Below are 21,161 nucleotides of genomic sequence, written 5' to 3'. Positions count from 1 at the left end.
GTAGTTTGCACTTAACTGCTATTTTTTATATACCGTGTTGTGGTTTGTATTTGTTTCTTTAAGGTGTTTGTTCAAATCTTTTTTTCCATTTACCATTTTGTTTTTCTAAAAAATATATTAAGGAATGAGAATTTGTTCCGCTAAAGCCCCTTGTTCCAATTAAGATAGCTTTTGAATAGTCATTATTGAAAACAATATTTGAAAATGAAATAAGGACATTAAATTTTTCGTATTCAACCCCAACTTTATCCTTTAATAATTCCTTTCTATATACAATTATTGAATCATTATTTTTAGGTAAAATATTATGAATATTTAAAGTGTCAGTTTTTTTTGACACAACAAATTTTTTATATAATTTTTCAAAGTCAGTTTTATTTTTCTCTATTCCTCTATCTTTTAAATTATGGTATTTCTCCATTTTTAAATCAAAAGCGAAAATTTGTTGATTTTCATTATTATCAATATATATATTTATTTTTAATAAACTATCGTTTTTACTTATTTTATTTGAGGAAGTAATTTTATGCAAACTATCCATATATGTTTCATCACCTAGCATTCTTCTGTAATCAATATCTGTATCAGGCAATACAGAGGGTCTTGCTGGAAAAACAAAAAATGTCATATATTCGTTTGAAAAGTTATCATATATCAAATTAATTATTTGATATTTATTTTCTTCTCTTATATCTTTTGTGCTAATACAAGATACAGTAAATAAAAACATTAATAAATATTTTAAAAACTTCATTTTAATTGCAATTTTTATTAAAATTAGTATTGCGTAGAACTATCGCTTGTTTTTTATAATATTCAGTGTCCTTTCCCTTGTCTAAAGAAACCCATTTTCCTTTGTCTTTATAACCAGCATAACCAAATGTTCTTAATCCATCCCATCCAAAACCCATATAATAATCTAAAGTATACTTATTGTTGTCTAATGCTCTAATTGCTCTTGCAATTGGTTTTACATAGTTATCTGCCATATATTGATGTTGAGCATTTGATGTTGCAAAGTCTGTAGAGTTTTTTGCTTTATAAATTTTATACCATATAAGTAATTCTTTTCTATTATTAGGGTCTAATCCTTTTTTATATTCGTCAACATATTTATAAATTTCAGCATGTATTCCTTCATGTAAAATTGTTGCAGCTACATCTAAAGTCCCTTTTTGTGGATCTTGAATATAAACAGTTATATTACCATTTTTTAAATCGCTAGCATCTGCAGAGCCTTCATCATAACTTGAGTTACATTTTCCACTGGTCCAACTTTTCAGAATTAAATTATAATTATCACTTTTTTCAAACTTCTTAATTGTTGATTTGAAAAGCTTTAAACTTTTAAGTTTTTCATAAGCACATTTTTCTTTTCCCGTAAGTTCATTAAAAATTTGGTCATCATCTTCTTCAAGTAAAGTTTGTTCTACAGTACAAGTAAAGTTTGTTCTACAGTACTTGATCCACCAATTTCACCTTGAGCACAATCAGAATCATTTGCAGGTTTGTAACCAGTTATTGTACAACTATAAGGCCAACAATAAATAATATTATCTTCGTTACCATACCACTGACAAATTCTTGTACATTGATAAGAAACTACTTCTCCTCTGCAAGGTTCTTCACTAGGAGCTCTGTAACCTAAATGTCTATTATCTTTATCTAACTCTTCAAAAGAATATTCATATTCAATATTAGATTTAATTCCATTATTATACCTTTTAACCTCTATTGCTTCATTATTATTGTCTAACAATGTAACAAAGCCATTAAATTTATCTATATTTTTAAAAGATAATTGATTAAAATTAGGGGTAGAATTATCTAAATCAAGAGCAAAATACCTTACAACATTAAAAATTATTTTATTATAATTGTTTTTGTAAACTAGTAGTTTGTAATAATTAATTGCATTATTTTTTCTTAAATCTTCATTTTTTAATTTATGGAAAGGAATTTCTAAATATTTTCTACCATTAATTTCAAATTATTTTACATCTTTCCAAATAGGTTTTTTAGGAATAAATCTAAAATTTTCTGAATTAAAATTTATAGAAAATTCTGCAATAGTTTCATCAATTGTAATGTTATATGAAGTAGGTGAAAAGTTTTCATTAGTTTCTTTTTCACAGTTCCATAGGAGTAATGAAATTCCAAAGAATAGAATTCCAATTTTTAAGTAGTTAGTTAATTTGTTTTTTTTCATTTTCATAATGTTTAAATTTAGTAATTATTATTCAGTTTTTTGTAAATAAGCAAAAGTTTAATAGCTCTTCAATTTCGTATTTAGATTGGCGAAATATAAACCACAACCATTAATATATAAGTAATTAGTTCTTTTATCACTAATCATTTATGTGTTATTCCCTACGCTTTCAATTTTCAGAATTTACACTTGTCTAACTATTTTTAACGTCTTTTTGTAGCTTTTACATATTTTGACAGGAGATGGTAAATCTCTTTTTCTTTTACCATAGCATTTTTAGCAATTATTTCTTTTAGTAAACTTAGAACATAAAAATGTGCATGTCAATCCCTGAAAATGGTATAAATTTAGTATCCCTGAAATCAGGGTTATGTATCCCTGATTTCAGGGATAGAAAACAACTCAAACTATTGGTTATAAGTATACTATAAGAATCTGTGATTTTCCATTTTTTAACATATTTTTTAAAATAAAGAGAAATTAAAAAAGGAAAAAAAAGAGATTTTTAAAAGTAATAAACAAATTTTAGCGACAAATATAAATACGTTAACGCCAATTGAAGCGTTGATGAAGTTAAATGAGATTAAACGGATGTTGTTGAAGAAGTAACGTTCAGCTATATGGAAAGTAGCAGAGTAAATTAACTTTTTCATTCAGTTTATAAATAAAAACAGCACAAAAGCATAAACCGAATAGTTTGCACTTAACTGCTATTTTTTATATACCGTATTGTGGTTTGTATTTTATTTTCAACTATGATATGGTCAATCCTTTTTCATGTTTTATGAACCACTTACCTTTTCTATTTTCAAGAAAATACATTGCAGAAAAACCATTCAATTTACCAAAACCAACTCCCATAATTATAATAGCTTTAGTATTGTTCTCATTAAATGCAATCCTCGAAAAATTTAATATCATATCATATTTATCATAACCTTTTCTTGGCATTCTACTGTAATATTTCTGATATGGTAAAATATATGAATATTTATTATTGGGTATTTCAGAAACATTAATTTCCAAAGTATTCTTGATTTTTTTTAAAGAGTCAAAAACTACTTCATAGTCTTCTAGATATTCTTCAATGTATTCTTTTTTAAAATCTTCTAAAAAAGAAACGAATAAAGTAGGATTTAATGCAACTATAAGTTTTCCATTTTCTTGTATAAATGACTTTAATTTTTTTACGGTATCTTTTTTTATTTTTCTATTTAATTCTAGAGTTTCATATATCGAATCCCAATTTGCATCATTATTTAGTGGAGGTTGAGGTGGAGGAAAAGAAAGAGTTTTGATATGATCAGTTGTAATATCATTATACAATAAATGTATTATTTTATAGGTATTCTCAACTTTATTTTCTCGCTTTTCTGAACAATTATAAAAAATAAAAACGGAAATTATGATTAATATTTTTCTCATAGGACTAGTTTTATTTACAATTTTCAGCAAAAATTGATGATGCTGATATAACATTTTTTTTGTCTATTACGTCTTTATACTTTTCTGGTGTCATAGTTTTTGTTTTATTATCTTTTGGGTCAATATAATCCTCATATTTATAAACTCTTAATCCTTCCCAGGCAAAACCATAATAATCTTCTAAAGGGTATCTATAATTATCAAGTTTTCTTAATGAAACTGCTAGGGGTCTAACATAAGCATCTTGCATATGTTGATGTTGTGCATATGCAGTCCCTCTGTCTCTTGCATTTTTAGCTTTATAAAAGTTATACCAATAAAATATATTTTCTTTTTTATTTGGATTTAACCCTTTTTTATACTCATCTACATATCTATATATACTTGCATGAATACCTTCGTGTAATAATGTTGCTGAATAATCTAACCCTTGAGATGCTGGTTCTAAAATTTTAATAGTTATATTTCCATTAGATAAGTCAATTGGATCTGTACAAGCTGCTTCTCCAGCTATGGCATTACATTTACCTTTATTTGTAAAGGTTAAATTATAATTACCATTTGCAAAATTCCCGATTGTTTGTTTAAAAAGTGAAAGACTTTTTAATTTATTATAAATCCTTACCCGTAAGTTCATTAATAATTTGGTCATCTTCATTTTCTTCATCCATTTGGTCTTCTTTATCACAGCCATGAACAATATCGCCACAAGGAGGATTAACTCCTGTATATGATCCAGTATCTTTATAGCCATCACTTCCTTCTCCCGAATCACTTGGAACTATAAATGTATCGACTTCATCATCACCTCCAAATCCACTTCCTCCTCCATTAAAACAACTTGGAACGCTTGTATAAACATATTCACTTTTTGTAGAATTACTACATTTACTATTATAATAACCATAACTTCCATGCTCACTGCATTGTCTGCAAGAAGCTATTGTAATATTTATACAATCTATATCTTGTTCTCTTTCTAAATAAGAAGGTTTATAATCTACTTTTTTAATATTTATTTTACCAGAAAATGGTAAATCTGTGTTTTTAATATATTCTTCTGAAGGTTGATATTCAATAATAAAAGCTATTATCTGATTTTTTCTTTTTTCTATAATTAAATTCTCAAAAGAGTTTTTGCCTTTAAATTTACGATCTCTTTTAATTAAGAAAGTGTAAGAAGTGTAATTTTCTATTTTAACTTTTTTTACTGTTTCCTTTATTATATAAAAAGATTCGGGTTGATTTGAAGATTTAAAATGGTTTTTACTAATTGATTCATTGAAATATTTTTCAGTATTAGATTCTTTTGTTATTTCGTTAAATTCTTTCTCTTCAACAATTTTTTCAAAAGTAATAGTTTCAAAAGGAGATTCATTACTTAAAGTTTGATTAGTGATGTCATTAATTTCTTCATTTTTTTCACAATTCCATAATAGTGTTATTCCAAAGAATAGAATTCCAATTTTTAAAAGTTTAGTTGATTTGTTTTTTCTCATTTTCATAAATTATAAATTTAGCAATTATTTCTTTTAGTAAACTTAGAACATAAAAACGTGCATGTCAATCCCTGAAAATGGTATAACTTTAGCACCCTTGAAATCAGGGTTATGTATCCCTGATTTCAGGGACAGAAAACAACTCAAACTATTGGTTATAAGTATATTATAAGAATCTGTGATTTTCCATTTTTTAACATATTTTTTAAAATAAAGAGAAATTAAAAAAGGAAAAAAAAGAGATTTTTAAAAGTAATAAACAAATTTTAGCGACGAATATAGATACGTTAACGCCAATTGAAGCGTTGATGAAGTTAAATGAGATTAAACGGATGTTGTTGAAGAAGTAACGTTCGGCTATATGGAAAGTAGCAGAGTAAATTAGCTTTTTCATTCAGTTTATAAATAAAAAAAGCACAAACCGAATAGTTTGCACTTAACTGCTATTTTTTATATACCTGGTTGTGGTTTGTATTTATTTCTCTCTTTTAATAAATTCCATCCAACTATTTATTAATTTCAAACCATTAATATTATGTTTTTTGAGTAATATAGAAAAAACAGCATTTTTATGAAAAATAGATAATTTAGCATAAATAATTTTTTCCGTTTCCTCGTATTCAAGAAATGAAATTTTATCATCTGATTTTATTTTATTTTTTAAAAAAGATAAAATAATTTTTTCTTTTTTTTTCTGTATTGTTATTTCCTCCTTCTTTCCTGAACAAAAAGAATTCTCAATCTCAATAGTCTTCTTATTAATTATTAAATTTTTAAATTGAATGTCAGTCAAGATGATTTTTATTATTTCTGTTTGATATTCACATTTATTTTTTTGAGAAAAACAATTATTAATGCTAACTAAAACAAATATTAGTAATAAAGATTTCTTAGTAAGAATATATTTCATATTAATTTCTTTTTAAAATGATTGAAGCATTATTTCTCCAAACAGATTGTCCATAAGCATCTATTTCAAATAATTCTCCCGATTCTGGACTGTTCCAACTACCATCAGTATATTCACTCAAATGAACATATTCATGAAGTATTGTAACACCTATTAAAAACGAAAAAGCATTTGCTAATTTAGTATTAGGTGTTGTGTTTTCTAAATCATTAACTAAATCAATATCAAGGTTTAAAGTATTTAGACTATTACCGTTGAATAAACCGTATTTATTGCCACCTAATTGTTTAATTTCAATAGTAGGACCCTTTCCCCATTCTAAATGTTCTCTTACATCTGATGCAGGTAAATCTCCATATTTAACAATCTTATTAATTATGGCTTGATTATTTTTGAGTGTTGGTAATTGGTTTTTTAAATATTCCGTAAGCTTTGGGTATAAAGTTCCATAATTACTACCTGGAGGATATTTTACAAAAGGAAAAGCGGAAATTAAATTTCCATTTAATCCTGCTAATATTATTTCTTTAGCTAAACTTTCAGCTTCAATAGAATTATTATTCTCATCAAGAAAATCATTGATAATATCTACCAACTCTTCGTTTTCTTCTAAATAATTAATTTGGCTTTGATTATTAATTCCTAATTCTTTTGCAAGTTTTAAGTGCGGCATTTTATCACAACCATGAACAATATCGCCACAAGGAGGATTAACTCCTGTATATGATCCAGGATCTTTATAGCCATCACTTCCTCCTCCCGAATCACTTGGAGCTATAAATGTATCGACTTCATCATCACCTCCAAATCCACTTCCTCCTCCATTAAAACAACTTGGAACGCTTGTATAAACATATTCACTTTTTGTAGAATTACTACATTTACTATTATAATAACCATAACTTCCATGCTCACTGCATTGTCTGCGAGAAGCTAGTGTAATATTTATACAATCTATATCTTGTTCTCTTTCTAAATAAGAAGGTTTATAATCTACTTTTTTAATATTTATTTTACCAGAAAATGGTAAATCTATGTTTTTAATATATTCTTCTGAAGGTTGATATTCAATAATAAAAGCTATTATCTGATTTTTTCTTTTTTCTATAATTAAATTCTCAAAAGAGTTTTTGCCTTTAGATTTACGATCTCTTTTAATTAAGAAAGTGTAAGAAGTGTAATTTTCTATTTTAACTTTTTTTACTGTTTCCTTTATTATATAAAAAGATTCGGGTTGATTTGAAGATTTAAAATGGTTTTTACTAATTGATTCATTGAAATATTTTTCAGTATTAGATTCTTTTATTATTTCGTTAAATTCTTTCTCTTCAACAATTTTTTCAAAAGTAATAGTTTCAAAAGGAGATTCATTACTTAAAGTTTGATTAGTGATGTCATTAATTTCTTCATTTTTTTCACAATTCCATAATAGTGTTATTCCAAAGAATAGAATTCCAATTTTTAAAAGTTTAGTTGATTTGTTTTTTCTCATTTTCATAAATTATAAATTTAGCAATTATTTTTTATGTAAACTTAGAACATAAAAACGTGCATGTCAATCCCTGAAAATGGTATAAATTTAGTATCCCTGAAATCAGGGTTTTGTATCCCTGATTTCAGGGATAGAAAAAAATTTAAACCTCTAATTATAAGCGTATTGAAATAACATTCGTTTTCCTATTTTAAAAATCTTATTTTAAACAAAGAAGAATTAAAAATGAGAATTAATAAGTTATTTAAAAGAAATTTATTTAAAAAGTTAATAAATAAAACAGCAGGCTAAACCGTTTTAACTTCCTTTTTACCAATATAATAATTAATAATACAAGCTAATGCACCAATAAAAGGGACACATAAAATAATTGCTCCCCAAATTAAAAAACGAGTATTGCTTTTATTTTTTGAAGCTAAAAACAAAGCCGTTACAACCAAAGAAAATAATAGAATTAAGAGGAGGATAATTTGGTAAGAATAAAGTATTAGAGGTGTCATAACTCATTATTTTTTACAAATATACTTATAACTAATACGTATCTCTTAACCACTCAAACGTAGTTTGCATTTTTTCTTTTACAGCATTGTTAGCATGTAAATAATGGTTGTTCATAAAACTAAATATTAAGACTTTTCCCGACTTGGTTATTAAATAACCACTTAGGTTATAATTATTACCTAGAGTGCCAGATTTTGCATGAATATAGGGGGTAGGGTTTCCCGAAAACCAGTTTTTTAACGTACCAGACGCTCCACCAACAGGAAAAAAATGAAATAACCTTTCTTCTGGAATTTCTTTGTACAACTTCGTTAATACTTCAACAAAAGAAATCGGCGAAAATAAATTGTACCTACTTAAACCAGAACCATCTACCCAACGTGGTTTTTGTTGCAAGTCTTTTAGTTGATTCTCTAAAATGTGTTTTCTCACTTTAGAAGAGCTTAAAGTGTCTGACAGTGTAGAGGATGCTAAAATTAAAATCTGTTCTGCCAAAAAATTATCACTTACTTCCATCATTCTTTTAAAGAGAGAGTCTTTAGGAATGCTATAGGCCGTTGTTGCCGGATGTATATTAGATTCTTTAATAATAGCAACTTTATTAGGTGCAATATCGTTCCATAGATTTGTAATTAATAAAGAGTCTATAATCATAGGAATTTCTGTTTCACGTGTTCTATTTTTGCTGAAATAAAAATTATTTCTCCGCTCTTCTCTTCCATAGCCTTTTTCTGTAATTTTTAAATCCTTCTTAAAAAACTGAGGAGCAACATTTAAACCATTTTCATTGTGTAGGGTAACTACATTTCCGTACATGGGAAAAGCACTTTTTTCTGGACTAAAATAACTATCAAAATCTTCCCAAGCCCAACCAGGACCATATCTTTTATCAGAAATATTGTCAACAATTAAATGAACCTTTTTAAAGTTTTTTATCATTTTTAAGGCAGTACTATCTTTAAAAAAAGGATGCAAAAAAGTTGGATCTCCCATTCCTTTAATGATAATTGTGTCTTTATTAATTGCGTATTTAAACGCAGGTATAGAGTCTGGTAACAATTTTAAACCTGCAAAAAGCGTAAATATCTTCGCATTACTTGCGGGTGTAAAGTACTTTTCTCCCTGGTAATTATAAACAACTTTATCTGCGGCTACATCATAGATATAAATTCCTGTAAATTGATTTTTATAGAAAGAAGAAGTTACGTTTTTAATAAGTTTTCTAGAGCTCTTTGTCGATTTACAACTCGTTATTAAAAAGATAAAAACTAAAAAACCGAGTAGTTTTTTACACATGATAAACCATTTTAAATTATTTCTGATTTCTAAACTACAAATAATTTATTTTCTTATCTTTATATCTTTAATAAATTTTTACCTTTGTACAACAATGAATACAACTTTCTTATTTATTAGCGGCCCAGAAATAATGGTTATCATGTTAATAGTGGTCATGGTTTTTGGTGCGGACAAAATTCCTGAAATAGCCAGAGGTTTAGGAAAAGGAATACGTCAAGTAAAAGATGCAACAAATGACATCAAAAGAGAAATAAAAGACAGTTCTGATAAAATTGATATTGATACAGACATCACAAAAGACATTACCAAAGAAATAGATTCTGTTAAAGACAATATCGATCATTTTACAGGACCAATAAAAAGACAGTTTTAGTCTTTTTCTATTTATTTCACTCTACTAATTGTTAAACCATCTCTAATTGGTAACAGCACTGTTTCTATTCTAGCATCTTCATTCATCAATTTATTATATTCTAAAAGTACTTTAGTATCCGTATCTTTTGGGTCTAATGCTTCTACAACTTTGCCGCTCCATAATACATTGTCAGATAAAATAATTCCGCCAGGATTCATTTTCTCAATAATTAAATGAAAATAATTAATGTAGTTAGACTTATCTGCATCAATAAAAACCAAATCGAATTTTGCATCAATAGTTGGTATTATTTCAATTGCATTACCAACAAGCTGCGTTATTTGGTTTCGAAATCCAGATTTTTCGAAGTACTTATTTTGAAGAGTTTCTAATTCTTCATTTTTATCGATTGTAATTATTTTTCCTTCGGATGTTAATCCTTCTGCTAAACACAACGCAGAATACCCTGTATAGGTACCAATTTCTAAGATATTTTTAGGTTGAATTAATTTGGAAATCATCGATAAAATTCGTCCTTGAAAAGCACCACTTAACATTCTAGGGTTTAATACTTTTTGCCAAGTTTCTTTAGTTAATTCTTGTAAAATACGAGGTTCTACTTGTGAATGGGCAACAACGTAATTGTCTATTTTTTCTGGAAGGAAGTGCATTCTTGTGTTTGGTCGAGCGCAGTCGAGACCATATTAAATTGTTATTAAGAAAACCTTTCAACTGCACTTAAAAGGACAACTTCAAAAGTACAAAAAAACGGAACTTAAATTATTAAGTTCCGTTTTTTTGTGTGCGTATTTATTTACTATTTATTTTGTTCTAATGCTTTTTTTAATTCTTCTTTTTCTTCGGAAGTTAAACAGTGTTTCACCTCTTTACAACTTTTAGAAAAAACCTTATAAAAGTTAGTTAACGTTATGTTTTGTTTGGTGTATAAAGTGCAAATTTTACACCTAATAAGATGAATATTTAACTTTATTAATTCTACTATAGTTGCTGCACCATATTGATTTTTATCACAAATGGTTGTGGCCTCGTCGCACGTTATTTTTAAACTTTTAAACATCTCTTAATTATTAAACCAGTTATCTTCCATACACTTTCTTAACTGAGTTCTAGCTCTATGAATAATAACCCATAAATTTGACGAAGTAATACCTAACTCCTTACAAATTTCTTCAGTTTCAAATTCTTGTACCGTTTTCATTCTAAAAACCATGGCATATTTTTCTGGTAATTTATCAATACAAGCTTCTAATTGATTTCTCAATTCTTCGTTTTCTATCTTTTTATCCGAAGTATTGTCCCAATTTTGAGGCACGCGTTCTTCTAACCAATCCCCTTCATTTTCGCCATCACTATAAAAATTCATTCTAACTTCGGCTTTCCCTTTATTAGAATTTATTTTTCTATAATGATCTATAATTTTTCTTTTTAAAATAGAAACCAACCAAGTTCTTTCAGAGGCTTTTCCTTGAAAATTCTTGGCAGATTTTAATCCTGCAAAAAAAGTCTCTTGTACAAGGTCTTTAGCTAAATCGCTATTATTTACTCGAGAAATTGAATAATTATACAAATAGTCTGCATAACTATCAATCCATTTATTAGGGTTTAAAGTGTGTTTTTCTTCTGCCATTAGTTAAATAAAGTATCAAATGTAACGTTATTTTTTTTCATTATTAATCTTACAATGCTCACTTCTTCTTATTTACTGTAACTAAATAGTGTAGAAAATGTAGATAGGATTCAGAATTAAAAAATAATTTAAGTCAATTTTCACATCAAAAAAAAGTCTTAAGGGGCTATAAATTGTTAAATATCTATTGATATTCCTTACTTTTACTGCCAATTAAAATGATAAAAATATGTCTGTAGCTAAAAAGCAATATAAACGTGTTACCGTAAAATCTTTGGTAGATATGAAAGCAAACGGAGAGAAAATCTCTATGTTAACTGCTTATGATTATACGATGGCAAAAATTTTAGACAGTTCTGGAATTGATGTTTTACTTGTAGGCGATTCTGCTTCAAATGTAATGGCGGGTCATGAGACTACATTGCCAATTACTTTAGATCAAATGATTTATCATGCAAGCTCTGTGGTTAGAGCAATAGAACGCTGTCTGGTGGTGGTAGATTTACCATTTGGTAGTTATCAATCGGACCCTAAAGAAGCGTTGCGTTCTGCAATTAGAATTATGAAAGAATCTGGCGGGCATTCCATAAAATTAGAAGGTGGTAAGGAAGTTAAAGAGTCTATCAAACGAATTTTAAACGCCGGAATTCCTGTAATGGGGCATTTGGGTTTAACTCCTCAATCGATTTATAAATTCGGAACCTATACCGTTAGAGCGAAAGAAGAGGAAGAAGCAGATCAATTGATGGAAGATGCTTTAATGCTAGAAAGAATTGGTTGTTTTGCTGTTGTTTTAGAAAAAGTGCCTGCAAAATTAGCTCAAAAAGTAGCAGAAGCAATCTCGATTCCTGTAATTGGAATTGGTGCTGGTAACGGTGTTGATGGTCAGGTTTTAGTTACCCATGACATGATTGGAATGACGCATGAGTTTCATCCGCGTTTTTTAAGACGTTATTTAGATTTGTATAAAGACATGACTGGCGCTTTCGAAAACTATATTTCTGATGTGAAAAGTGGAGATTTCCCTAGTGATAAAGAGCAGTATTAGAATTAGATACTCACTTAATAGCCCACAGATTTCAAAGATAAATGCAGAAAAGGCAAAAGAAATCTGCGCGCATCTGTGAAATCTGCGGAAATAAAAAATTATATTGACTATGTTTCTATTTGGTCAAAAAATAATAACAAATGAAAATTCTTCACCTAGATTCAAATCACCCATTATTAATAAATCAACTAAATACTTTAGGTTTTCAAAACGATGAAGATTACACATCTTCAAAAGCAGCAATTGAAGCTAAAATTCATATGTATGACGGTTTTCTTATTAGAAGTCGGTTTTCTATTGATAAAAACTTTTTAAACAAAGCAACCAACCTTAAATTTATTGGTAGAGTTGGCGCTGGTTTAGAAAACATAGATTGTGCATACGCAGAAAGCAAAGGAATTAGTTTAATTGCAGCTCCTGAAGGAAATAGAAATGCCGTTGGAGAGCATAGCTTAGGAATGTTATTATCGTTGTTTAATAAACTAAATAAAGCCGATAAAGAAGTTAGAAATGGGAAATGGCTGCGTGAAGAAAATCGCGGAATTGAACTCGACGGAAAAACGGTTGGTTTAATTGGGTATGGAAATATGGGAAAATCATTCGCTAAAAAACTACGTGGTTTTGATGTGGAAGTACTTTGTTATGATTTAAAAGAAAATGTTGGTGATGAAAATTGCGAACAAGTTTCTTTAACAGAATTACAAGAAAGAGCAGATGTTTTAAGTTTGCACACGCCACAAACCGATCTTACGAAAAATATGATAAATACTGCTTTTATCAAGAATTTTAAAAAGAATTTTTGGTTGCTAAATACAGCACGTGGAACCTCTGTAGCTACAAAAGATTTAGTTGCTGCTTTAAAAACCGGCAAAATTTTAGGAGCAGGATTAGATGTTTTAGAATATGAAAAATCTTCTTTCGAAAACCTATTTTCTGAGGATAAAATGCCAGAAGCTTTTCAATATTTAATCAATTCTGAACACGTAATTTTGTCTCCTCATGTAGCAGGTTGGACTGTTGAAAGCAAAGAAAAATTAGCACAAACAATTGTAAATAAAATTAGATTAGCATTCATATAAACTATTGATTATATGGTTACTACGTTAATAATTACACTTTTTATGTAATTACTGATTTGCAAGTTTACAAATTCCGTATAAAAATAATAAAGACGACTACTTTTAAAAAAAAACATATTTATGATAGATAATAAAGATGGTTTAAAGCCAAAAGAAATCAAAAAAAACAGTGCTAAAGAATCTAATAAAACATTAGAAAGTTTAAAAAAACAAGCAGCAGAATTAAAAGAAGAAGCCAAAGAAGCCTTTGATATTGCTAAAGGAAAAATTAATGAAAATCTTTCTGACGAAAATATAGAAAAAGCTAAAGTAAAATTAAGCAAATATGCAGAAGACGCTAAAGAAGTGTTTGATGATGTTTCTAAAAAAGCTTCTGAATTTGCAGAAGACCCAAAAGAAGAAATTGAAGAAGCAACTAAAAAAACAAAAACGTTCTTTCAAAAATTATTCAGAAAATAAAAATTACAGCTTATGAACTTTTTATCAAATTACCCAACAGAAGTATTAATACTACTTTTTTTAATTGTCACTTTTATACAATCTGGCGTAGACAAACTTTTAGATTGGAAAGGCAACGTTTCTTTTATCAAAGAACATTTTAAGCATTCACCTCTAAAAAATAGCGTCCCGTTATTATTGGGTATTATTTTAATTGTAGAATTAGTCGCCGGAATTTTAATGATCATTGGTGCTTACCAATTATACACATCCGAAGCAAAAGAAATTGCTTTACTAGGAATTGAGCTTTCTGCGATCACTTTAATTTTCTTGTTGATTGGACAGCGTCTTGCAAAAGATTATGCAGGAGCGATGTCTTTAGCCGTCTACTTTATCATAACAGTATTCGGTATTTTCTTATTAAATAGCTAAAAACTATTTTAAACAAAAAAACTATAAATTATACTTATTTAAAAAGGGCTTAAAACATACGTTTTAAGCCCTTTTTAAATTTCAACAAGGTATTTACCTACCACAGGTAAAAATCTTTTATGTTTCACTATTAAAAGTTGAATTTAGTAGTTTTTTATCACATAAATAAGCGAAGAATACTCAGAAGACGTTCTTGCATTTAGATTTGACATAAAACCTCTATATAAAGCTGTAAGCGGTTTCGATTTTCCTGTTCTGTATTTTTCACTTAACAACGAAACATAATAACTATCAAATTTCATTGGCAACGTATCTTCTACAATCATTTCTACTTCACAAAATAATTTATGAATAGAAGTTTGTGAAAAATGCCAAAGATGTCTCGGTACATCATAAGCTGCCCAATCTTCTTTATAAAAATTTGCGTCACAACTTTTATAATTTGGCACTGCTACAACAATCCTTCCTCCTGCCTTTAACAAACTCTTTAAAGTTTTAATTGTATCCTTTAAATTCTCTACATGTTCTAAAACATGCCAAAGTGTAATTACATCAAATTGCTGACTGGTAATATCTGATAGTTTTTCATTTAAATGAATTCCCTTTTTTTCTGCAATATTTCTTGCATCTAAACTTGGTTCAATTCCTAAAACTTGCCAGTTATTATTTTTGCAAACTTTTAAAAAATCACCTGTTCCAGCACCAACATCTAATATTGTTTTTGCTTCCGTTTCAAATGAATTTAATAAAGATAGTTTTTGTTTTAAAGTATGGTTTTTTACAGTTTGATAGATTTTATCAAAGAATGTTTTTTTACTATCTGTATGCGAAATATAATTCTCGCTCTTATAATAATTTTCTATATCTGCAGGAACAGGAGATGTTACCAACATCTCATATTCTTCATTTTTCATTATTTCAAAACTGTCTCCAGAAACAGTATTATCTTTACAATTTAAAAGGGGTATTAAATTTGTATAGAGTTCTTTTTCATTCTCCATATTGTTTTAATTTTAATATTGTTCCACGAGGAACATTAGCACTTTTTATTTTTTTATCTTCCCATATACACTAAAAGTACAGAAATATCACTGGGTGAAACACCGCTAATCCTACTTGCTTGCGATATAGAAGTAGGCTTAATTTTATTCAATTTTTCTGTAGCTTCAAAAGAAAGAGATTTTACTTTTTCATATTTAAAATTAGAAGGTATTACAACATTCTCTAGCCTATTTAATTTATCTGCATTATTCTTTTCTTTATCTATATAACCAGAATACTTAAGGTGAATTTCGGCTTGTTCAATTACATCTTTAGCAATAGTATTTTCTTCTATAAATGCTTTTAATTTTTTAATGTTTTCAAAATCTGAAAACGATAATTGTGGTCTTGAAGCAATTTTAAAAAGCTTCATAGATTGATTGACCAATGCTAAATTCTTTGCTTCTAAAATAGGATTCACCTCTTCTTGCTTCACACTTGTTTCGTGTAAAAACTTAATAAGCAATTCCGTTTTTTCTTGCTTTTCTAAAACACGATCCATTCTCTCTTTAGATGCCAAACCTAATTTAAAACCTAAAGGAGTTAATCTTAAATCTGCATTATCTTGTCTTAATAACGTTCTATATTCTGCTCTAGAAGTAAACATTCGATAAGGTTCTTCTGTTCCTTTTGTAATCAAATCATCAATTAAAACACCAATATAAGCTTCATTTCTTTTTAGAATAAAAGGCTCTTTTCCTTGCGTTTTTAAAGCGGCATTTACACCTGCCATTAAACCTTGTGCCGCCGCTTCTTCATACCCTGTTGTTCCATTAATTTGTCCGGCAAAAAACAAGTTCTCTATCAACTTTGTTTCTAAAGAATGTTTTAATTGTGTAGGCTGAAAGAAATCATATTCTATAGCATATCCATATCTTAAAAACTTTACGTTTTCAAAACCCTCTACAGAACGAATTGCTTTGTCTTGAATATCTTCTGGAAGTGATGTTGAAAATCCGTTTACATACATCTCGCAAGTAGTCCAACCTTCTGGTTCTACAAAAATTTGATGTCTATCTTTAGTTGCAAAACGATCTATTTTGTCTTCAATTGACGGACAATATCTAGGACCTGTAGATTGTATTCTACCGTTAAACATAGGTGAACGATCAAACCCCTCACGAAGTAAATCATGCACATCTAAATTGGTATACGTAAGCCAACATGAGCGTTGTTTTTTTAAAGCACTAGTAGTTGGCAAATAAGAAAATTTCTCTGTTATTTCATCTCCTGGTTGCTCTAACATTTTAGAATAATCTAAAGATCTACCATCTACCCTTGGAGGGGTTCCTGTTTTCATTCTACCAGATTCAAACCCTTTCGCAACCAACTCTTCTGTGATTCCTGTAGAAGCTCCTTCTCCTGCTCTACCACCACCAAAACTTTTATCGCCAATATGAATCAAACCATTTAAAAAAGTTCCTGCAGTTATAATTACCGTTTTTGCTTTTATTTCTAACCCCAAAACCGTTTTTACACCGATAATTTTATTGCCATCAAATAACAAACCATTCACAGAATCTTGATAAAAATCAACATTCTCTGTTTGCTCTAGCATTGTTCTCCAGCTCTCTGCAAATTGCATTCTGTCAGATTGTACCCTCGGACTCCACATTGCCGGTCCTTTCGATTTATTTAGCATCTTAAATTGAATGGCAGTTTTATCTGTAACAATTCCGCTATAACCTCCTAAAGCATCAATCTCTCTTACAATTTGTCCTTTTGCAATTCCTCCCATCGCAGGGTTGCAACTCATTTGTGCAATGTTTTGCAAATTCATTGTAATTAACAATGTATGCGCACCCATATTTGCACTTGCTGCTGCTGCTTCACTACCTGCGTGACCACCACCAACTACGATAACATCAAATGTTGTTGAAAATAAACTCATTTTTTATGGTTCCACGTGAAACGTGGTTTTAATATTCTGATTATAAATTATTTAACATCAATAGAGAAGCGTTTTCTTGCATTGTCATCTCTTTTTGATCTTCTTCGGTCTTGTCTGTAAAACCTATGTAGTGTAAAATGCCATGAATCATGACTCTTTGTAATTCTTCTAGGAATGTAACCTTAAAATCATTGGCATTGTCTGCCACTCTTTCTAGAGAAATAAAGACATCTCCATTAATTAACTTCCCTAAAGAATTATCAAAACTAATAATATCTGTTAGTGTATCATGTTGCAAGAATTCAACATTTAATTTATGAAGATATGCATCGTCACAAAAAATATAATTTATTTCACCTTCTTCGCAATCATGTTTTAAAATGATTTTCTGAATCCAGTTTTCTAAAGAACTTTCGTTTTCTAACGTAAAATCAGTTTCGTAATTAAAAGTAATCATTATTTTATCTTCTTTGGCTCAGAAAAATATTCACGAACCTTTAGTTTATAATTTTGTTGCAAAGGTAATGATTGTCTATTTAAAATCTCTATTTGATTGTAAAACTGCTTTTTAAATTCTAAAGCTTTTATTTGATTTCTTTGATACTCTTTTAAATTTGCGCTAGACATGCGTTTGTTATCTTTTCCTTGCTCTAAAGCAGCTTTGTCTAACTTTAACAATTCATAATTTAAACGTTGCATTTTCTGAATTGTTACCCCATTAAAACCTTTTTCTAAAATTTCATTTTCTAACTGCTCCATCGTCTTCAAAACCTTTTTTGCATCTCCGTTTCCATTCGAATTCCCATTTTCAGATTCTTTAATTGCGTCTTGTAATTGTTGTCTTAATTGCGATTGCTGTTTATAAATCTCATACAATTCGCCATCTAAATCTTCATTTTCTCCTGTTGCGTTTCCTTGCCCGTTTTTACCATTTTCACCAGACTTACCTCCTTTACCATCTTTACCCTTGTCGCCACTTTTACCATTTTTTTCTTCTTTACCTTTATCACCTGGTTTTTTACCATCTTTTCCTTTACCTTCTTTGTCTCCAGGTTTTTCCCCTTTCTTCATTCCTTCATTCATTTTTTCTGAAAGCTCTCCTTGTTTTTTGATGATATCTGGCAAACTAAATCCTTTTCCTTTGCCCTTTCCTTTGCCCATTTTCATGGAAGCATTTTTCATACTATTTAGCATATCACTTAAATAATCTGCCAAATTGTTTGTAGAAGTCATTACATACCGTTGATTCGATATTCCATTATCGAATCTGTTCTCAGAAAAATTTTCTAATGATTGTTCTAAATTGTAATGTGCAGTAGATAAATCATCTTGAATTTTGGCAGATATTTTAGGCAAACGCATAGACAGCACATACAAGCTATCATCTATATGCTCAAAATACGTTCTAATATCATTCTGTTCTTTTAAGTCTTTCCCAAAATCTGGATGTGATGTAGAAATAACATCAAACTTATTCATTAAACCTTCTTGCTTAAAAGAAAAGGTAACTAAGTTTTCTAAAATTTTACGCAAGTCTTCCATGTTTTCTTCAATAGACTCTCCTTCCATTTCTAACATTGCCTTTCGCATTTTGGCACTCATCTCTTTCATTTTATCTGCGCTCTTTTTCTGACTTTTCTTAACAGATTTATTGTCTTTCTTTTCTAAATTTTCTTCCGATTTTTTTAAAGCTTCATCAATAGCTTCTTTTTCATCTTCCACATCTGGCAACTCCATTGGTTCTTTTAATTTCTCATTATCTTTTGCTAATTCGTCTAGTTGTTTCTTTAATTCCTTAAATTCTTCGTTTATTATCTTTTGTGCTGCTAAAGTTGAGTTTTCCTTCTTTTCTAAACCTTCTTGCTTTTTTGCTAATTCTTCTAATTTATTAGCAATTTGCATGGTTTTTTGCTCCACGTAAAAACGCTTTACCAATTCTAATGTTCTTTCTAAACTGCGCTCTTGTTGTTTATTTTGTTGCGCTAATTCTTTTGCTTTTTTAACCAGTTCTTCCTTATTTAATTTCTCTGCTAACTTTGCAATTTCATCTAAAAGTTTTTGTTGTCGGTCGGTTTTTTTAAGTTCTTCTATCCGTTTTTTTAACTCTTCTTTTTTATCTTGAAGGCTTTGATTCTCTTCCTTTTTTTCGTCTAAGTTTTCTTGCAACTTATCTGTCTGGCGTTGCATCATTTTTTTATATTGTTCTTGCCGTTTTATAAAACTTTCTACTTTCTTTTTATCATTCCAACTTACTTTTTTCTTATTTTGTAGTTCTTCCTGAATTTTATCTAACACTTCTTGTTGCTTTTGTTGTTTCTGTATAGAGTTCTCTAAACTATGAATAGTGTTTCTTTGTTCTTGCAACAACTCCTCCTCTACTTCATCATTTGTTTTTTGTCGGTAATTAAAAACCTTACTTTTTGCTTTCTTATTTCCGTTCACTGCATCATTATCATACACTTCAAAAAATAGTTCATAATTGGTTCCTTTTTGTAAATCTAACCCTTCCGGAAACTGGTAAAAAAATGTTTGCACATTTGCTTTAGAAATTGGTAAAATATACCATTTTGTGTTCTGCGGATTATTTTCGTCGTAATACACCAATTGTAATTTATTCAAACCATAATCGTCTGAAACCTGACCAGCAAATTGTGCCACACCTCTAGAAATAGAATCGATATTTGTTTGAACAGAAATTTCTGGAACTTCGTCTTTTATTACATTTACAGAAAATTGTAGCTTCTCATAATCTTGCAAATTTTTATTAGATGACGAAATTTGATACATCAACGGATTTCGAATTCGTTTAGAAAATTCAAAATTATCTTTAGAAACTTTTTTAAAAACATTTCTTTTGTCATTATTAATAAATACAACTTCATCTGTTTGCGATGCTGCAACATTCCAAATAATATGGGTTCCTTCTGGTACTAATAAATTTCCAGAGTTCGGAATAACCTCATTTTTCTTTCCAATATAAGAAGGGTATTTTAATGCCAAAGAAATATTGTTTATTGTAGGAACATTAATCACCTTTATTTGAAACTCTTTAGATTGTACTCCATTTGCTGCTACATGAAAATTAATGGGTTTTTGAACATCCGAAAAAGTGTAAGAGAAACTTCCGTTTTGGTTATTTTGTAAATAATATTGCTGATGATCATACACTATTTTTGCTTCCGAGGGTAAAACTTCCCCGATGGTTTCAATAGCAATTAATATAGATTTTCCTTGAACAACTTGCAGACTTTTATTATTTAAAGAAAAGGCGAAAGGTGCTGGTGGTAGATATGCAGTTCTATAATTTACAACTCGATCTAAACTTTTTGTAAAAATAGCATTATTACCTGATATTGAAGTAATTAACCAAATTAAAACAGGTACCATTGTGTATTTTAAGTATTTTGTATTCTTACTAAAATCTACTGCTTTTACAAACGGAATGGGTTGTAATTCTGCTGCTTTTTGGTTGATACTTGCCAATAACAAATCTGACTGATTAGAATTCTCTTTAAGTTGTAAAACGTTTAATAATTTGTCTTTTACTTCTGGAAAATGGTTTCCAATAATTTTTGAAGAATCTTCTAGAGATATTCCCTTTCGCAAACCAATCAATTTAAAAATAGGCATCGCGATAAAACGAATTATTAAAAAGACTTCAACCAAAATAAATAACCAAAATAAGATGGTTCTAGCAGTTGGTTTCAACCATAAAAAATACTCTAAAAATAAAGTGAATAATAAGTACAACAATCCCAAAGAAAAGAATAAAATAATTCCTTTAATTAGTTCGTTTACATAATATTTTCTGGTAAACTGATGTAGTTTATCCTCAATTGTTTTAAATCCGCTCATAATCAACTAATAAAAATACTATTTTTGAGATGATTAGCA

22 protein-coding genes are annotated in these 21,161 nt (G+C 28.8%); 5 read left to right on the top strand and 17 right to left on the bottom strand.

The window, feature by feature from the left end; genetic code table 11:
* Positions 1 to 58 precede the first annotated feature (58 nt).
* The 11 genes from ES045_RS02135 to ES045_RS02085 form a co-directional block, all read right to left on the bottom strand.
* Positions 59 to 754 carry a hypothetical protein gene (locus tag ES045_RS02135; protein ID WP_147111631.1) on the bottom strand — a complete coding sequence of 232 codons (696 nt, stop codon included), beginning with the start codon at positions 752 to 754 and terminating at the stop codon, positions 59 to 61.
* 1 nt (position 755) lies between these two features.
* Entirely contained in the window at positions 756 to 989 is a 234-nt protein-coding gene (locus ES045_RS02130) for a hypothetical protein (RefSeq protein WP_147111628.1), read from the bottom strand.
* A gap of 440 nt (positions 990 to 1,429) precedes the next feature.
* A complete protein-coding gene (locus ES045_RS02125) occupies positions 1,430 to 1,759 on the bottom strand; it encodes a hypothetical protein (protein ID WP_147111625.1) in 330 nt (109 codons plus the stop codon).
* A gap of 231 nt (positions 1,760 to 1,990) precedes the next feature.
* Positions 1,991 to 2,209, bottom strand: coding sequence for a hypothetical protein (locus tag ES045_RS02120; protein ID WP_147111622.1), 219 nt, complete (start codon positions 2,207 to 2,209; stop codon positions 1,991 to 1,993).
* A gap of 753 nt (positions 2,210 to 2,962) precedes the next feature.
* Positions 2,963 to 3,634: a hypothetical protein gene (locus tag ES045_RS02115; RefSeq protein ID WP_147111619.1), complete on the bottom strand. Its 672-nt coding sequence runs from the start codon at positions 3,632 to 3,634 to the stop codon at positions 2,963 to 2,965.
* Between the two features lie 10 nt (positions 3,635 to 3,644).
* Positions 3,645 to 4,286, bottom strand: a complete 642-nt coding sequence (locus ES045_RS02110) for a hypothetical protein (RefSeq protein WP_147111616.1) — start codon at positions 4,284 to 4,286, stop codon at positions 3,645 to 3,647.
* Positions 4,246 to 5,139 carry a hypothetical protein gene (locus ES045_RS02105; protein WP_147111613.1) on the bottom strand — a complete coding sequence of 298 codons (894 nt, stop codon included), beginning with the start codon at positions 5,137 to 5,139 and terminating at the stop codon, positions 4,246 to 4,248. Before ES045_RS02105 ends, ES045_RS02110 begins: the two co-directional genes overlap by 41 nt.
* Before the next feature lie 469 nt (positions 5,140 to 5,608).
* The gene (locus tag ES045_RS02100) at positions 5,609 to 6,043 is read right to left on the bottom strand and encodes a hypothetical protein (RefSeq protein ID WP_147111610.1); all 435 of its coding nucleotides are present in this window, start codon (positions 6,041 to 6,043) and stop codon (positions 5,609 to 5,611) included.
* A gap of 1 nt (position 6,044) precedes the next feature.
* Positions 6,045 to 7,541 (bottom strand): hypothetical protein, encoded by a 1,497-nt coding sequence (locus tag ES045_RS02095; RefSeq protein WP_147111607.1) that lies wholly within the window; start codon positions 7,539 to 7,541, stop codon positions 6,045 to 6,047.
* 281 nt (positions 7,542 to 7,822) lie between these two features.
* Positions 7,823 to 8,035 (bottom strand): hypothetical protein, encoded by a 213-nt coding sequence (locus tag ES045_RS02090; RefSeq protein WP_147111605.1) that lies wholly within the window; start codon positions 8,033 to 8,035, stop codon positions 7,823 to 7,825.
* Positions 8,036 to 8,066: 31 nt separating this feature from the next.
* Positions 8,067 to 9,332, bottom strand: coding sequence for a D-alanyl-D-alanine carboxypeptidase (locus ES045_RS02085; protein ID WP_147111602.1), 1,266 nt, complete (start codon positions 9,330 to 9,332; stop codon positions 8,067 to 8,069).
* Between the two features lie 94 nt (positions 9,333 to 9,426).
* Here ES045_RS02085 and ES045_RS02080 point away from each other — a divergent pair, with 94 nt between their 5' ends.
* Positions 9,427 to 9,708, top strand: coding sequence for a twin-arginine translocase TatA/TatE family subunit (locus ES045_RS02080; protein ID WP_147111599.1), 282 nt, complete (start codon positions 9,427 to 9,429; stop codon positions 9,706 to 9,708).
* An 11-nt stretch (positions 9,709 to 9,719) separates the two neighbouring features.
* On the opposite strand, the gene ES045_RS02075 is transcribed toward ES045_RS02080, so the two are convergent.
* The gene (locus ES045_RS02075) at positions 9,720 to 10,361 is read right to left on the bottom strand and encodes an O-methyltransferase (RefSeq protein WP_147111596.1); all 642 of its coding nucleotides are present in this window, start codon (positions 10,359 to 10,361) and stop codon (positions 9,720 to 9,722) included.
* A 410-nt stretch (positions 10,362 to 10,771) separates the two neighbouring features.
* Positions 10,772 to 11,338, bottom strand: coding sequence for a sigma-70 family RNA polymerase sigma factor (locus ES045_RS02065; protein WP_147111590.1), 567 nt, complete (start codon positions 11,336 to 11,338; stop codon positions 10,772 to 10,774).
* A gap of 229 nt (positions 11,339 to 11,567) precedes the next feature.
* Here ES045_RS02065 and panB point away from each other — a divergent pair, with 229 nt between their 5' ends.
* The 4 genes from panB (at position 11,568) to ES045_RS02045 (ending at position 14,335) form a co-directional block, all read left to right on the top strand.
* A complete protein-coding gene (gene panB / locus ES045_RS02060) occupies positions 11,568 to 12,386 on the top strand; it encodes a 3-methyl-2-oxobutanoate hydroxymethyltransferase (RefSeq protein ID WP_147111587.1) in 819 nt (272 codons plus the stop codon).
* Between the two features lie 140 nt (positions 12,387 to 12,526).
* The gene (locus ES045_RS02055; RefSeq protein ID WP_147111584.1) at positions 12,527 to 13,465 is read left to right on the top strand and encodes a 2-hydroxyacid dehydrogenase; all 939 of its coding nucleotides are present in this window, start codon (positions 12,527 to 12,529) and stop codon (positions 13,463 to 13,465) included.
* Between the two features lie 120 nt (positions 13,466 to 13,585).
* Positions 13,586 to 13,924 (top strand): hypothetical protein, encoded by a 339-nt coding sequence (locus ES045_RS02050; protein ID WP_147111582.1) that lies wholly within the window; start codon positions 13,586 to 13,588, stop codon positions 13,922 to 13,924.
* Between the two features lie 12 nt (positions 13,925 to 13,936).
* A complete protein-coding gene (locus ES045_RS02045; RefSeq protein WP_147111580.1) occupies positions 13,937 to 14,335 on the top strand; it encodes a DoxX family membrane protein in 399 nt (132 codons plus the stop codon).
* A gap of 143 nt (positions 14,336 to 14,478) precedes the next feature.
* Here ES045_RS02045 and ES045_RS02040 read toward each other — a convergent pair whose 3' ends face one another.
* Genes ES045_RS02040 through ES045_RS02025 form a run of 4 tightly spaced genes read right to left on the bottom strand, consistent with a single transcriptional unit; the run spans position 14,479 to position 21,122 of the window.
* Positions 14,479 to 15,336, bottom strand: coding sequence for a class I SAM-dependent methyltransferase (locus tag ES045_RS02040; protein WP_147111578.1), 858 nt, complete (start codon positions 15,334 to 15,336; stop codon positions 14,479 to 14,481).
* 53 nt (positions 15,337 to 15,389) lie between these two features.
* Positions 15,390 to 17,267, bottom strand: coding sequence for a tRNA uridine-5-carboxymethylaminomethyl(34) synthesis enzyme MnmG (gene mnmG, locus ES045_RS02035; protein WP_147111575.1), 1,878 nt, complete (start codon positions 17,265 to 17,267; stop codon positions 15,390 to 15,392).
* A 40-nt stretch (positions 17,268 to 17,307) separates the two neighbouring features.
* Complete coding sequence (gene ybeY / locus ES045_RS02030; protein WP_147111572.1) at positions 17,308 to 17,724, bottom strand: rRNA maturation RNase YbeY; 417 nt, start codon at positions 17,722 to 17,724, stop codon at positions 17,308 to 17,310.
* Positions 17,724 to 21,122 carry a DUF4175 family protein gene (locus ES045_RS02025; RefSeq protein ID WP_147111568.1) on the bottom strand — a complete coding sequence of 1,133 codons (3,399 nt, stop codon included), beginning with the start codon at positions 21,120 to 21,122 and terminating at the stop codon, positions 17,724 to 17,726. Before ES045_RS02025 ends, ybeY begins: the two co-directional genes overlap by 1 nt.
* Positions 21,123 to 21,161 lie beyond the last annotated feature (39 nt).

Source organism: Polaribacter sp. IC073 (genome assembly GCF_007997075.1).
Lineage (GTDB): Bacteria > Bacteroidota > Bacteroidia > Flavobacteriales > Flavobacteriaceae > Polaribacter.
This window is presented reverse-complemented; position numbering and strand designations above follow the sequence as displayed.